This window comes from Litchfieldia salsa, assembly GCF_900104555.1.
Lineage (GTDB): Bacteria > Bacillota > Bacilli > Bacillales > Bacillaceae_L > Litchfieldia > Litchfieldia salsa.
Genome location: NZ_FNJU01000027.1, coordinates 1 through 15,171, shown reverse-complemented (window position 1 = coordinate 15,171; position 15,171 = coordinate 1). Strand labels below are relative to the sequence as shown.

Annotated in this window: 12 protein-coding genes; all 12 read right to left on the bottom strand. The window is 38.0% G+C overall.

Features of this window, described 5'->3' with window-relative positions; genetic code table 11:
* Positions 1-361: 361 nt before the first annotated feature.
* The 12 genes from ilvD to putP all read right to left on the bottom strand — a co-directional run bounded on the left by ilvD (position 362) and on the right by putP (position 14,547).
* Positions 362-2,032, bottom strand: a complete 1,671-nt coding sequence (ilvD, locus tag BLQ56_RS22925) for a dihydroxy-acid dehydratase (protein WP_090859950.1) — start codon at positions 2,030-2,032, stop codon at positions 362-364.
* 98 nt (positions 2,033-2,130) lie between these two features.
* On the bottom strand, positions 2,131-2,982 hold the full coding sequence (locus tag BLQ56_RS22920) for a DUF6671 family protein (protein ID WP_090859948.1): 852 nt from the start codon (positions 2,980-2,982) through the stop codon (positions 2,131-2,133).
* Positions 2,983-3,502: 520 nt separating this feature from the next.
* Positions 3,503-4,882: a 23S rRNA (uracil(1939)-C(5))-methyltransferase RlmD gene (gene rlmD, locus BLQ56_RS22915; protein WP_090859946.1), complete on the bottom strand. Its 1,380-nt coding sequence runs from the start codon at positions 4,880-4,882 to the stop codon at positions 3,503-3,505.
* Between the two features lie 359 nt (positions 4,883-5,241).
* Positions 5,242-6,165 (bottom strand): diacylglycerol kinase, encoded by a 924-nt coding sequence (locus BLQ56_RS22910; protein ID WP_090859944.1) that lies wholly within the window; start codon positions 6,163-6,165, stop codon positions 5,242-5,244.
* Between the two features lie 103 nt (positions 6,166-6,268).
* Positions 6,269-7,204, bottom strand: coding sequence for a hypothetical protein (locus tag BLQ56_RS22905; RefSeq protein ID WP_090859942.1), 936 nt, complete (start codon positions 7,202-7,204; stop codon positions 6,269-6,271).
* Positions 7,201-8,322 (bottom strand): hypothetical protein, encoded by a 1,122-nt coding sequence (locus BLQ56_RS22900; RefSeq protein ID WP_090859940.1) that lies wholly within the window; start codon positions 8,320-8,322, stop codon positions 7,201-7,203. The genes BLQ56_RS22905 and BLQ56_RS22900 overlap by 4 nt, the downstream gene beginning before the upstream one ends.
* 1 nt (position 8,323) lies before the next feature.
* The gene (locus tag BLQ56_RS22895; RefSeq protein WP_139163146.1) at positions 8,324-8,770 is read right to left on the bottom strand and encodes an anti-sigma factor family protein; all 447 of its coding nucleotides are present in this window, start codon (positions 8,768-8,770) and stop codon (positions 8,324-8,326) included.
* Positions 8,767-9,312, bottom strand: a complete 546-nt coding sequence (locus BLQ56_RS22890; protein ID WP_338011867.1) for an RNA polymerase sigma factor — start codon at positions 9,310-9,312, stop codon at positions 8,767-8,769. The genes BLQ56_RS22895 and BLQ56_RS22890 overlap by 4 nt, the downstream gene beginning before the upstream one ends.
* A 397-nt stretch (positions 9,313-9,709) precedes the next feature.
* The gene (gene gatB / locus BLQ56_RS22885) at positions 9,710-11,140 is read right to left on the bottom strand and encodes an Asp-tRNA(Asn)/Glu-tRNA(Gln) amidotransferase subunit GatB (RefSeq protein WP_090859936.1); all 1,431 of its coding nucleotides are present in this window, start codon (positions 11,138-11,140) and stop codon (positions 9,710-9,712) included.
* 11 nt (positions 11,141-11,151) lie between these two features.
* A complete protein-coding gene (gene gatA, locus BLQ56_RS22880) occupies positions 11,152-12,612 on the bottom strand; it encodes an Asp-tRNA(Asn)/Glu-tRNA(Gln) amidotransferase subunit GatA (RefSeq protein ID WP_090859934.1) in 1,461 nt (486 codons plus the stop codon).
* Positions 12,613-12,629: 17 nt separating this feature from the next.
* Positions 12,630-12,920: an Asp-tRNA(Asn)/Glu-tRNA(Gln) amidotransferase subunit GatC gene (gatC, locus tag BLQ56_RS22875; protein ID WP_090859931.1), complete on the bottom strand. Its 291-nt coding sequence runs from the start codon at positions 12,918-12,920 to the stop codon at positions 12,630-12,632.
* Positions 12,921-13,101: 181 nt separating this feature from the next.
* Positions 13,102-14,547 carry a sodium/proline symporter PutP gene (gene putP / locus BLQ56_RS22870; RefSeq protein ID WP_090859929.1) on the bottom strand — a complete coding sequence of 482 codons (1,446 nt, stop codon included), beginning with the start codon at positions 14,545-14,547 and terminating at the stop codon, positions 13,102-13,104.
* Positions 14,548-15,171: the final 624 nt, after the last annotated feature.

Sequence of the window (15,171 nt, the reverse complement as noted above, 5' to 3'; positions counted from 1 at the left end):
TTTAAAACGTTGACGTTTGTTTATTGTGTTCAGTTTTCAAAGAGCTTTCAAAACAACTTTAACATCTTATCAATTTCATCTTCATATGTCAATATGTTTTTTCTCGACATATGATTATTTTCGTTGGATCAACCAACTCAAATTATTGTACCACGCCACTTCTCTTTTGTCAACTTCCGCGAAGATGAATTTCAAAAAAAGATGATAAGGGGTCGTATCAACAACATTTAGTATCCTATCACCTTTTAACAACCTTTTTCAACTAACAAATTATGGGTAAAGAAAGATACAGGGGCATTATTGCCCCTGACCTAAAGAATATCCTATCTCTAACTATAGACTTTTCCTTATACCCTCACTATTAATCGGTTATTGCTCCTTTCGAAGCAGATGAAACTGACCGAGCATACTTAGCTAAAATCCCCCTTAAGTTTTGTTCTGGAGGACACCAATCCCTTAATCTTTCATTAAACTCTTCTGGAGAAACATCAACAGCAAGCTCCTGTGTTTCACTATCGATTGTAATCATGTCACCTTCTTGGATTAATGCAATTGGACCACCAACTTGAGCTTCAGGGGAGATATGTCCAACTACTAATCCATGTGTACCTCCAGAAAAGCGACCATCTGTAACTAAGCCAACTTTTTCTCCAAGGCCTTTACCTACTACAATCGCTGTAATTGATAGCATCTCCGCCATTCCAGGTCCACCCTTTGGTCCGACGTATCGGATTACAATAACATCCCCTGACTTGATATCATTATTTAAAACAGCATTTGTTGCATCTGTCTCTGAATCAAAAACACGAGCAGGTCCAGTTATTTTTTTAATTTTTAACCCAGACATTTTTGCTAATGCACCTTCAGGAGCTAGGTTCCCCTTTAAAATCACTAATGGGCCTGTCTTACGTTTCGGGTTTTCAAACGAGATAATATCTTGCCCTTCTTTTAATGGTTGAACTTCTGATAAATTCTCCTCAATCGTTTTCCCAGTTACTGTTAAACAATCTCCATGGAGTAAGCCTTTATCAAGAAGCAACTTCATTACGGCAGGAATTCCACCAATTTGAAATAAATCCTCCATTACAAAACGACCACTCGGTTTAAGATCTGCGATATGTGGCACTTTTTTACGGATACGTTCAAAATCATCTAAGTCCAAATCAACATTTACTGTATGTGCAATTGCTAATAAATGCAGGACTGCATTTGTGGAACCACCAAGAGCCATAACAACCGTAATAGCATTTTCAAACGCTTTTTTCGTTAAAATATCTTTAGGAGTAATACCTTTATCTATTAAATTCATCAGAGCTTTTCCAGCTTTATCACAATCTTCCAATTTCTCTTCTGTCTCTGCAGGGTTAGACGAACTCCCAGGAAGACTCATCCCCATCGCCTCGATTGCCGATGCCATTGTATTTGCTGTGTACATGCCCCCACACGAACCTGCTCCAGGACACGCATGACATTCAATTTTATGGAGTTCTTCACGATCTATATCTCCGTTATTGTACTTTCCTACTGCTTCAAAGGCGGAAACAATATCAATGTCCTTCCCATCTACATTCCCAGGTCGGATGGTGCCTCCATATACAAAAACGGCAGGTAGATTTAAACGCCCTATTGCGATCATACATCCTGGCATATTCTTATCGCATCCACCGATTGCTACTAAACCATCGTAATTCTGGGCTCCTATTACGGTCTCTATTGAATCCGCAATTACTTCACGGCTAGGTAAGGAATAACGCATCCCTTGCGTCCCCATTGAAATACCATCTGAAACTGTAATCGTATTAAAAATAAAAGGAGTTCCTCCTGCATCTAAAGCACCTTTTTTTGCTTTTCTAGCTAATTCATCAATATGCATATTACATGGGGTGACCTCACTCCATGTACTTGCAATACCCACAAAAGGTTTATTAAAATCATCATCTTTAAATCCCATTGCTCGTATCATTGCACGATTAGGAGCACGATTTACATCATTAAAAACAGAACTTGGCATTTTTGATTTTTTATTATTCATTACTCAATCTCCTAACATTTTTTATGAGTTCATATTTTTTAAGCACTTGAACATTTCTTACTGAATGTCCAGATTAAACTACCTGGATTTTTAAAATATTAAGGATTACACCAATCACAATAAGTAGGAGATGATGTTTTAACGCCATCTTGACGAGGTTCTTCCTTTTTAAAATTGCAACTAGGACATCCATAAACTTCTTGAGCAATCTGTTTTGTCTTAAGTCCACAAGCTTCGCAAGGTAACCCACGAACCACATCTATTACTCCCCACCCTGGACAAGAACAATCTGGACATAATTTTAGCAATCGAACAGCTAATTTTTCCGCTAACTTATTGATTACCTTCATACGGGTCGGATTCATATGAGCTCGCATATCTGTTTCGACATGAACTAAGCCATCTGCAGATGCAGAAGAACAAATGGCAATGGCTTCCTTTACTTCAAAAGCTCTCTTTAGTCCCTTAAAAGTAAAACCTGGAATTATACCTGAATTTGGTCTAACAACTAATGCATGTGAAGGGAAATGTACCTTATCTAAGAAATCATTAAAATCATTAAATGAAGATATTATTTTGGTATCAAAATTGGTCTCAACGCTTACCTCATGCTCGATAACCTCTATCCCTTGCTCTTCATCAATCCATAAAAGAATCTCATGATCTTCTGCTACCCAAGGAAGATAACGGTGCGGTCCAAAACTCCCTTCACTAGCTATTCCTAGAGGAAGACCAAGTTCCTCCATTCCCATTCTTGCTTTTTTTCGGAGAGTTTCTATGGGAGTAAGCTCTCGCTCTATCTCTCCAGAAAAAGTTCCTAAAACGTCTGTATTGATCTTATTAGGGACTTGTATAGAAACATTTAAGAAATTTTTAAAAGGTTGGACAATTGCCTGCTGTTTACCATGCATTGTAGATAGAACAGCTTTTTTCCCCATATATGGGTGCATTGAATTCCCCCTTCCAACCAAAATGACTTGTGATTACCAAGTAAGGTTTTAGAGATAATACGAATAAATTGGATTTATACAATAAAAAAACCGACAACTTCAAACTTCAATGGTGATTTTAAAATCATTGAAGTTTGAAAATGTCGGTTTTACTTCAACTAACCTTCAACGAGTTTTTTGAAGAACTACCTTTTTTAACATCAAAATAAATTTATGTTTATATCTCCGTAAAAAATAGGTATATATCTAATCTAACACTCAAAATTATGAAATATACCGATTTACGTTACTTTTCCCTTCTTTTATTTAGAAGCTTTTTCATCCTATCATATATAAAAATATTAAAAGAATGCTAAAGCCCAAAACCATTTAAGAAGTAGTAATAAACATCTATCGAATATTAAGTTAATTCTAACTTATATCAAATTGGAAAAACTGTCAACGAAAATGCCCATTTTACTACCTTAGTGGAATTCAATTTGGATGTTGAAATACGAAGGCCTAATAACAATAGCAATTATTACTCATTTTTCAATTCAATTCTAGCAACTGCCTCACAATGCGTCGTATGTGGAAACATATCCACCGGCTGCACTTCCACTGTCTTAAATCCGCCATCTTCTAGCACACGCAAATCCCTCGCCAATGTCGCTGGATTACAAGAAACATACACAACCCGCTTTGGCTTCATTTCAATAATCGTTTGCAATAGGGCATCATCACAGCCTTTACGAGGTGGATCGACAACAATCACATCCGCAGTATTCCCTTCCTTCTTCCACTGAGGAATAACTACTTCTGCTTCTCCTACTGCAAACTCCGCATTCTCAATCCCGTTCAATTCAGCATTTCGCTTTGCATCTTCAATCGCTTCAGGGACAATTTCAACACCAAATACCTTCTTTGCTTTTTGAGCTAGGAACAACGAAATCGTTCCTATTCCACAATAAGCATCAATCACAGATTCTTCTCCAGTTAGCCCAGCATATTCTAATGCTTTATCGTACAATACTTTTGTCTGTTCTGGATTGACTTGGTAAAATGAACGAGCTGAGATGGCAAATTTAATATCCCCAATGGAATCGTAGATATATTCTTCTCCCCAAAGCACGTTCGTCTCATCTCCGAAGATAACATTTGTACGCTTTGGATTAATATTTTGAACAACAGATTTCACATCAGGAATTAGAGTAGTGATCTCTTTGATGATTTCGTTTTTATATGGCAATTCACTAGTTCTTGTAATTAGAACCACCATGATTTCACCCGTTACAACTCCATACCGAGCCATAATATGACGAATTGTTCCTTTGTGTTTTTTCTCATCATAGGCACGAACGCCGTATTTTTCACAAACTGCTTTTACCTTTTGGACAACTTCGTCATTCTTTTCCTGTTGAATGAGGCAGGCTTCCATATCAATGATTTCGTGGCTGCGTTGTTGATAGAATCCTGCAACAAGAGCTCCTTCACGATCCGCAACCGGTACTTGAGCTTTATTACGATAGCGCCAAGGGTTGTCCATCCCAAGAACAGGGTGAACTGGAATGTCTTTTAAATGACCAATGCGCGTGAGCACTTCTTGTACTTGCTTTTGTTTTGCGACAAGCTGTCCTTCATAGCTTAGATGTTGGAGTTGGCAGCCCCCACATTGCTTGTAAATTGGACATGGTGCATCCACTCTAAATGGACTTTCTTCATATAATTCAACTAAGCGTCCAAAGGCATAGCCTTTTTTCACCTTCGTAATTTTGATTTTAGCTTTTTCATCTATGAGACCATTGGGCACAAAGATTGGGAAACCTTCGACTTTCGCGACTCCTGCACCATCATGTGTCAGGTCCTCAAACGTGACATCATAATATTCGTTTTTTTCTATCGGTACGATTAATTTTTCCATAGGTATACTTCTTCCTTTGCGTTCAAGTTGACTAAAACTGATTGTATCATAGTTGCTTATTGGTTAGCCAACTGCTTCACTAGTTGATACCCGCTATTCGGAGCATCATTAATCCACTCTAAGTTTCGACCAAATGCTAATATGCACGAGATTTTCGATTTATGCACGAAATAAACCATTATATGCACGACTTTTTCGATATATGCACAAAATCTACGATATTTGCACAAAAAAGTGAACTTATGCACATTCCTCAACGCCCCTTCACACCCAAACACAAAGAAAAAACCTGGTCATTAAAACCAAGTTCAGACTAAAACACGATTCACTTCCGGAGAAGACAAAGAACAAGCAGAAATTTATCTACTTGTTTCACCCGACATCTTCTCTGCCTTTTCCTTCGACATAAACACTTCAATATGTTTATACAAATTCACGAATTCACCTGGCATTAATCCACCGTATTCGCCATCAAGGTTCAATTGCATTTTATCTTCGTTTTTCACCTTGATTCGATTTGCTTTCGTGTAGATTATATGTGGATCATGAATATGTTCTCCACGAACAGCAAGGGATGCGATTTTAATAAAGTCAGCTAGATTTGCCTTCTTTAAAATGATTAGATCAAATAAGCCGTCATTTAAAGAAGAATCTGGTGCTAACTTCTCAAATCCTCCAACCGAATTGGTGAGTGAGACGAGGAATAGCATGATTTCACCCTCGAATAGTTTCCCATCATACTCAATTTCGACATGAGCAGGTTTTATCGAAGGAAGCATTTCAATTCCTTTTAAGTAATAAGCAAGTTGTCCAATAACAGTCTTAAGCTTACTTGGTACCTCATATGTTAACTCAGTTAAACGTCCGCCACCCGCAATATTAATAAAGTAATGGTCATTCACTCTACCAATATCAATAGGTTGGGAAATCCCATCAGTGATGACATCACATGCAGCTTCAATGGAAGACCTAGGTACACCAATCGCTCGAGCAAAGTCATTAGTTGTTCCTACAGGAATAATTCCAAGCTTTGGTCGATATGGTTGTTCAGCAATTCCATTGACCACTTCATTAATGGTTCCATCTCCACCAGCAGCAACCACAAGATCAAATTTACGTTCGACAGCTGTTCTTGCTGCCTGAATCGCATCACCTGCTCGTGTTGTCGCGTGACAAGAGGTCTCATAGCCTGCATTCTCAAGACGCACAAGAACCTCAGGTAAATGCTTCTTAAATAACTCTCTACCCGATGTCGGGTTATAAATAATTCTCGCTCTTTTCATTACACATCATCCTAATTATTGTTAAAAATATGTAATTCTTTCGTCACTATCATATGATAGCTTATTCGTTTTAATTAAGCAATGTATAGTAAAATGGTTTATATTATTTCATATTTTCTGGAATGTGAAGTTCTACCCAGTCACTATTCGTAATAGAAAGGTGATAAGTCCCAGTTCCTAGCGTTAGCAAACCTTTGTATTCTTGTGTGTATTGGTTTACTTCATCTTTGATTTCTTCTACTTGATCCCATACTTTATTAGAGTTTACTAGTTCCTGACGAACCGTTGCTGACAGCTTCATATCAGTGTTTTCATTCACATGAACATCAACTTCCCCTGCTCCATCCACTAACCAATGATTTCCGATTGAAGAAGCATGTAAATCAATCTCATTATTCTGACCTCGAACCTCCAGTCGTAAATTCTCAGGCACGACAATAGTCGGAGTAACATTCGTGTAACTGCTGAAAGGCCCTGTTTTCATCTTTGGATCTTTCATATAAATATATAACGTATTCCCAACCGTCTTCATTAACGTATATTCTTCCACACTTGTAATCGGAGGCTCATCATCCTGATGAAGGGCAGTTCGATAGGTTCCAAATACATGAAGAGCTTTATCTGTAGTCCCTTCAACTGTTACAGGTTGATTGCCTGTTTCTATAATCACTCGCTTAATATCATCAGATAATGCCTCAGTCAGTTCTGGTAAATCAAAAGTCACTTCCTCTGAACCTACCACCGTTTGAACCTGCTCGAGTAAACCAGTCGAAGTTAACACAGTTAGTGTTATTCCTACTGTTCCTAGCACACCTACAAACAGAATACTCAAGAAATCATACTTGATCACTGGATTTTCCTGCTTTGAAACAAAGAGGAAGAGAAGAATCTCGATTCCAAGTACAACTAGAATCGCCGGCCACCACAATAGTAGTGGCTCAAACGCCTGAGATCCTTTCATTTGTGAGATTGGTAGAATCACTCCTAATAAAATAAGCGATAACCCCATAGACACCGTTCCTACACGCCAGTTCCTCATCGCACTTCCTCCTTCCGACTCTTACTTCCGAATATAAGCTTCAATCCCCCGCCAATAAGTAATGTACATATGACAATCGTTTGAAAGTAATTGTAGTACCAATAAGAAAGATCCACGCCAAAAGTCATGTTTATAAATGGCCCTAAAGCATCAACTAATACATTATCGAACATATAATATAATCCTAATCCTAGTAAGCCAATCCCAAACCAACGCTGATGATTTATAAAATAAGAGACAAGTGGAATATCCTCGATCTCTTCTTCACCATGCTTGGATACCTTTTGTAAGGCATCAAAAAAGCTATAAAACCAGATTAACGGTATTAAGAACAAGAATAATGATAATCTTAAAATATCAAGAATATAGATCCCGAATAGGAAAGCAGCCATTAACTGTAGACCACGTTTTTGTAAACCTAAATACATATGCCCTGCTCCAGGGAAAACTGATAAAATCGTTGCTAGAGCTTTGCTCTTTTTTCCCTGCTCACGTCTTGTATCTTCAAAATCCTCTAAAACAGTTCGGTCTACTAACTCTTCTCCATTTTGCTTCTTCGTCAGTTGCTGAATCGAATCAAACATATTGTAAATCCAAATAATTGGCAGAATACCTAGAAACGTCATGAACCCACCCTGACCTGTCATCGCTGTGATAAAGACAATCATGACACCAAGTCCAAAGAATCCAATTAAGAAAGTTAGCCCTCTGTTCATTAACCCTAAGTGAAAATGTCCTAGGCCAGGGATAAAGGATAATAGGATTGTGTTAAAACGTTCACTATCATTGGTGGAATCATTAATTTGAGTTGCTTCATTTTGTTGTTCTGCATTCTGTAAAACCACATTCTGTTCCAATACATGACTCTTTTTATAATTTCCCTTTATTAAATACAGAGTCATATCAAACATGTTAATCAAGCCAATGAAAAACACACTTGCAAAAGCGACTACAATAAATTCTTCCGCCCCATAAGCAACGGCTGCTGCAAAAATGAATACGATAAAAGAAACGATGGATAGACCAAAATAAAAGTAACCTCTTCTACGGCCCATATAGATATGTCCTGCTCCAGGAATAAATGAGAGCAGAAACGCAGTCATTGGATTTTTCTTCATGTTATTCACCTTCCTTTTGTTGTTTAGGCTGAAATAAATCAATTATAGAAATGGCTTTATCCATTAATCCATCAGTCACAGTAGCTTCTGTTTTCGTATTAGAAGAAGCCTCAACTGTTGAAGCAAAGCCAGTTATATTTTGAAAGAAACCAGATGACATTAAGCCAAATGTAATCGTTGCTGCAATTCCATAATGAAAGAGTGTAGCTTGAGCAAATGTCTTTTTCCTTGTTGCCGGTTGTTTACCTAGGCTAAGTTGTCTCATGACGTCATCTGTAAATTCACTCGTAAGCTTTGGTAATTGTTCAGACTGATCCACAAATGACATGTAAATTTCAAGGCATTGGTCACAGGAGTACAGATGATCTTCTACCTTTTCTCGTTGATCTTCTGCTAACTCGTCATTAATATATCGGGTCCAGTCTTCATAGTTGTAATGGTTCATCAAAAATCATCCTCCTTCCAATGTTTCTTCATCCATTTCCTTGCTCGATGTAGCTTGACTTCGACTGTCTTCACGGCAACCTGTTGTTCTTGGGCAATTTGTTTATAATTTTTTTCCGTAATGTAATAATCTTTAATCACTCCACGGTAATTATCGGGTAACTCATTGATTCTTGAACGAACAACCTCTTGCTGTTCTTTTCTGAGCAATGGCACAACAACATTTTCCTCTGACTCAGATAACACAGAGAGAGTCTCATGTTCGACCACACTTTCCTTTTGTCGTGCATGCTTTCGTTTTAAATCGATCGCCGTATTCATCGCGATTCTAGTCATCCATGTTTTGAAGCCCTGATTTTGATACTTAGGGAGAGCGTAATAGATTTTAATAAAGGCTTCTTGGGTCACATCCTCGGCATCCTTCTCATTCCGCACAACCGAATAAACGACCTTAAATAAATAGTTCCGGTACTTTTCAATCAGAAGTCGGAAGGCTTGATCATTGCCTTTAACCGCCTTCTCAATCAGCTTCTCATCCCCTATCACACCCACCCCCTTTCTCTCTATCTATAAAATAAACGGATTTAATTGATTAAACCCTACACTATTTATAAAAAAATATTTAAATCAATTCCTATTTTAGATGGTAAGTATAAAAATTGGTAGACTCCCATGCGAACAAAATGAGTACTTGGGAACATGATAAGTGTTGGTTACTTAGTACTTGGAATGAGCGGAAAGCCACTCAACTCCTGCGGGATGCACGGGGCAGAGTGAGACCCCACAGGAGCTGATAGGCGACGAGGAGGCTCACGGCGCCGCCCGCGGTATCCCGGGAGTGGCTTGGAGCGAATGGAAAGTTTCTCATTCCTATATTCAAAGCAGTAAATGACTTTACTCACAAAAAAACCTAGGAACATTACGCTCCTAGGCATTGATTTTGTTATCTCTTATTTAATTCTTCTGCTAAAATTTTGTTCACAAGCTGTGGGTTGGCTTGGCCTTTTGTTTCCTTCATAACTTGTCCAACTAGGAAGCCAATTGCTTTGCCTTTACCACCTTTGAAATCTTCAACTGATTGAGGATTTGCATCAATGATTTTGCCAATAATTTCAGTTAATGCACCTTCATCTGAAATCTGTACAAGTCCCTTTTCCTTAACAATCGTTTCAGCATCTCCACCGTTTTCGATAAGCTCTTTGAATACGGTCTTCGCAATTTTAGTAGAAATAGTTCCATCAGCAATCAGCTTAATCATTCCAGCTAAGCCTTCTGCTGTTAGAGCGACATCCTTTAAATTCTTAGATTCAGAATTCAAATAAGCTGATACATCTCCCATGATCCAGTTTGACGCTTGCTTCGCATCTGCATCTGCTGCTACTGCTGCTTCAAAGAAGTCTGCCATTTCCTTAGACATCGTTAAGACTGAAGCATCATATGCAGGAAGACCTAAGTCTTCAACATAGCGCTTTTTACGAGCATCTGGTAATTCAGGAATTTCCGCACGGACACGAGCTTTCCACTCATCATCAATATACAGCTCAACAAGGTCTGGTTCTGGGAAATAACGATAATCATCAGAGCCCTCTTTAACACGCATAAGAAGAGTTGTCTTTGTTGCTTCATCATAACGGCGTGTTTCCTGATCAATTACTCCACCCGCATTTAGAACTTCAGCTTGACGTTTCTCTTCATATTCTAATCCCTTTTGCACAAACGCAAATGAGTTTAAGTTCTTAAGCTCTGTTTTCGTACCAAACTCTTCTTGTCCTACTGGACGTAATGAAATGTTTGCATCACAACGTAATGAGCCTTCTTCCATTTTTACATCAGAAACCCCTGTGTAAAGAATGATTGATTTTAACTTTTCAAGATAAGCATACGCTTCTTCAGGTGTACGAATATCTGGCTCAGAAACGATTTCAACTAATGGTGTTCCTTGACGGTTGTAATCACATAATGAATAGCCATCACCAGTATGTGTTAGCTTTCCTGCATCTTCTTCAAGATGTAGACGAGTGATTCCAATACGTTTCGTTTCACCATTTACCTCAATATCAATCCAGCCATTTTCGCCTATTGGCTTATCAAATTGAGAAATTTGGTAGGCTTTCGGATTATCCGGATAAAAGTAGTTCTTACGGTCAAACTTTGTTTCAGTTGCCACTTCACAATTTAATGCCATTGCAGCACGCATTGCATAGTCTACTGCTTGTTTGTTTAACACAGGAAGTACTCCTGGATAACCTAAATCAATGACCGAAGTATTCGTGTTCGGCTCTGCTCCAAACGCGTTTGGACTGCTTGAGAAAATTTTCGATTTCGTTTTAAGCTCAACATGGACCTCAAGTCCTATGACAGTTTCAAAGTTCATTTTATCACCCCTTACAATTGTGGTTTTTCTTTATGGAATTCTGTTGCTTGCTCAAATGTATGTGCAACACGATAAATAGTGCTTTCATCAAAATGCTTACCAATAATCTGTAATCCTAGTGGAAGTCCTTCAGTTGAAAGGCCACATGGAACAGAAATGGCAGGTACACCTGCTAAGTTCATCGGAATCGTCAAAATATCATTCGCATACATTGTAAGTGGATCTGAGATTTTTTCACCAACCTTAAAAGCTGGTGTTGGTGTTGTAGGTCCGATAATCACATCGTACTTTTCAAACACATCTTCGAAATCCTTCTTAATTAATGTACGAACCTTTTGAGCTTTTTTATAATAAGCATCATAATAACCTGAGCTTAATGCAAACGTACCAAGCATGATACGGCGTTTTACTTCATCACCAAAGCCTTCACTTCTTGACTGCTTGTACAATTCTAAAAGATTAGAAGCATTATCAGTACGATAGCCGTATCTTACACCATCAAAGCGAGACAGGTTCGCTGAAGCCTCTGATGATGATAAAAGATAGTAAGTTGCGACCGCATATTTAGAATGAGGCAATGATACCTCTTCCCAAGTTGCTCCCTGTCCTTCTAACACCTTAAGTCCACTTAACACAGATTGCTTTACTTCCTCACTGACACCTTCACCCAAATATTCGCTAGGGACCGCTATTTTCAATCCTTTTACATCACCAGTTAACGCTGATAGATAATCAGGAACCTCAACATTTGCGCTTGTTCCATCCATTGGATCTACTCCGGCAATGGCTTGTAGTAGGTATGCATTGTCTTCTACAGAATTTGTGATTGGACCAATAATATCTAATGAAGATGCAAATGCAACAAGTCCATAACGAGACACTCGTCCATATGTAGGTTTTAACCCAACCACTCCACAGAATGAAGCAGGTTGACGTACAGAACCACCTGTATCAGATCCAAGAGAAAATGGAACTTCCCCCGCAGCTACTGCAACTGCTGAACCACCGCTCGAACCACCTGGTACATAGCTTGTATTCCATGGATTCTTCGTTACTTTGAAGCCTGAGTTTTCTGTTGAAGACCCCATTGCAAATTCGTCCATATTTAGCTTACCAATTGTCACTGATTCTGCTTGTTGTAATTTTTGAACAACAGTCGCATCATAAATAGGATCAAAGTTATCAAGGATTTTACTCGCACATGTAGTACGAAGCCCTTTTGTTACGATATTGTCTTTGATTCCAATTGGCATTCCAAATAACAAACCGAACTGATCCTTCGTTCCGATTGCTTCATCTAATTGTTTTGCATAACTTCGTGCTTTTTCTTCATCTAATGTTAAAAATGCTTCTACCTTATCTTCAACCTCATTTATTCGTTTATAGGATTGATCAACAAGGTCAGTAACTGAAATTTCTTTTTTATGTAACATACTATGTAATTCTGAAATTTTATAATCAAAAAGAGACATTCTTTGGTTCCCCTCCCTTACTCAATAATTGATGGTACTCTAATGTGTCCATCCTTTGTATCTGGAGCATTTTTCAATACTTCCTCTACAGGTAATCCAGGCTTTGCAACATCTTCACGCAATACATTTTTCATTGGTAGTACATGAGATGTTGGTGCAACATTCTCTGTATCTAATTCATTTAACTGCTCAGCAAACGTGATGATATCATCTAATTGCTTTGCAAACATTTTTGCTTCATCTTCAGTTACTGCTAATCTTGCAAGATTTGCGACATGCTTTACTTGATCAATAGAAATTCTAGACATAATTTATTTCACCTCCACGGAATTCGCCCCTTGACATTACACTGATAATACCAAAGTTTAGGGCTTTAAAGCAAGAATAGGAAAGGTTTTTTCACGAATATTGTGAGATTTCTTAAGCAAAAAAAAAAGAGCCAAACCCAAAAGTGATCTACACTTTTAGATTCAACTCTAAATTTATCAATTAACTTCTAGCTTTTTCAAACTCATCCAAGATTTCTTGTGATGGTTCTTCAGTTACTAAGCTAACGATAAACGATGCGATTGTTGCAATAATGAAGCCTGGTACGATTTCATATAAATCTGAACCAATGTTACTCCAAACAACTACTGTGATTGCTCCAGTTATCATTCCAGCTAAAGCACCCCAACGATTCATACGTTTCCAGAACAGGGATAAAATGATAACGGGACCAAACGCAGCTCCGAAACCAGCCCATGCATAACTTACTAAGTCTAAGACCGAGCTATCTGGGTTCATTGCAAGTAATAATGCAACTAATGCGATTACACCTACTGAAATTCTCCCAACCCATACAAGTTCTTTTTCAGAAGCATCTTTTTTAAGAATAGCTTTATAGAAATCCTCTGCTACAGCACTAGAAGATACTAGTAACTGAGAATCGATTGTGCTCATGATTGCGGCTAAAATAGCTGCTAATAGAACACCAGATACCCAAGGATTAAATAGGACTTGAGTGAACATAATAAATACTTGTTCTCCATCTGGTAGCGGTGAATCAGCGAAGTATGCAATACCTGCGAAACCAGTGAATACTGCACCAAATAAACCAAACACCATCCAAACCATACCTATTAATCTAGCTTTAGGTACATCTTTAACAGAACGTAATGCCATAAAACGAGTTAGAATATGCGGCTGACCAAAATATCCTAATCCCCATGCTAATAATGAAATAATACCAATACCTGTCATGCCAGTGAAAGCATCAAGATACATAGGATCTAATTCACCAACAGTATTTACTGTATTGCTCCAGCCACCAAGTTCAGTTACTGCAACAATCGGAACAATGACTAATGCTAAGAACATCAAGATTCCTTGGATAAAATCTGTCCAACTTACTGCTAAGAATCCACCTAAGAACGTGTAAGAAATAATAACTATTGCACCAATCCATAATGCTTGATTATACGAAAGACCAAATGAAGCTTCAAATAGCTTTGCGCCACCAACCATACCTGATGAAGTATAGAAAGTGAAGAATAGTAAAATAACTAATGCTGAAATCACACGTAGTGATTTTGATGTATCTTTAAAACGATTTTCAAAGAAATCCGGAATGGTAATTGAATCGTTGGCAACCTCGGTATAAGATCTTAATCGACCTGCAACAAATTGCCAGTTTAAATATGCCCCAACTGTTAGACCAACAGCGATCCATATTTGATTCATACCTCCACTAATATAAACTGCACCAGGTAGACCTAATAATAGCCAACTACTCATATCTGAGGCACCAGCACTCAATGCTGCTACTCCTGGCCCTAAACGCCTTCCACCTAATACATAGTCTGAAAGATTACTAGTTAGTTTGTAAGCAACAACTCCGATTGCTAACATACCAATTAAATATACTATAAACGTGGTTAATACTGCTGCATCCATCTACTTATCCTCTCCCTTCAGATTTACTTTTCGCTGGTCTGCTCGTTACGATTGATAGAACGACTGTGGCTAGCATCGGAACAAATAGCCAAAACCAAGTAGCGCCTGTTAAAGAGTGTTCCATTCCTTCACCTCCCAAAAAGCCTTGTCACAAAATTAATATGCACAAGCATACAATTTCATGATAACTCTTTTTTTATGTTTTTTTATAACTTGTTTATCAAACACCTTAATTATCATAACATAAATAGATTTTTAGAACATTCATAATATTTGGCTAAATATCTATAAATGTATATTTATTCATAAAAACGTATCATTTTACCGATATATCACGATATAGATAATATCTATTCATCAAAATTTATAAAATTAAGTTGGCGTTTTAGTCAATTTTATGGAAAAACGTTCGAAAAAAGGAATGTTTACTAACCTGTAAAGCGAACGATTTTGTGTTATTTTTTTTATGTGATTGCTCTCCCTTCATCCATCAGTATGGCGGATTAGGTTGTTAGCTCTAGCCATTTTGAGTGGCGGAGGACATCATTGCTCTTTTCAAACCCGGTTCCCACTTCTTCGTGGGATTCCTCTCTTCTTTCGCGGGATTACCCTCATCTTCCGTGG

Bases quoted from the DNA above. Each gene is read 5' to 3' on its own strand.
- ilvD (WP_090859950.1), bottom strand. From the start codon at position 2,032: ATGAATAATAAAAAATCAAAAATGCCAAGTTCTGTTTTTAATGATGTA.
- gatA (WP_090859934.1), bottom strand. From the start codon at position 12,612: ATGTCTCTTTTTGATTATAAAATTTCAGAATTACATAGTATGTTACAT.
- BLQ56_RS22905 (WP_090859942.1), bottom strand. From the start codon at position 7,204: ATGAGGAACTGGCGTGTAGGAACGGTGTCTATGGGGTTATCGCTTATT.
- gatC (WP_090859931.1), bottom strand. From the start codon at position 12,920: ATGTCTAGAATTTCTATTGATCAAGTAAAGCATGTCGCAAATCTTGCA.
- putP (WP_090859929.1), bottom strand. From the start codon at position 14,547: ATGGATGCAGCAGTATTAACCACGTTTATAGTATATTTAATTGGTATG.
- BLQ56_RS22920 (WP_090859948.1), bottom strand. From the start codon at position 2,982: ATGCACCCATATATGGGGAAAAAAGCTGTTCTATCTACAATGCATGGT.
- gatB (WP_090859936.1), bottom strand. From the start codon at position 11,140: ATGAACTTTGAAACTGTCATAGGACTTGAGGTCCATGTTGAGCTTAAA.
- BLQ56_RS22910 (WP_090859944.1), bottom strand. From the start codon at position 6,165: ATGAAAAGAGCGAGAATTATTTATAACCCGACATCGGGTAGAGAGTTA.
- BLQ56_RS22900 (WP_090859940.1), bottom strand. From the start codon at position 8,322: ATGAAGAAAAATCCAATGACTGCGTTTCTGCTCTCATTTATTCCTGGA.
- rlmD (WP_090859946.1), bottom strand. From the start codon at position 4,882: ATGGAAAAATTAATCGTACCGATAGAAAAAAACGAATATTATGATGTC.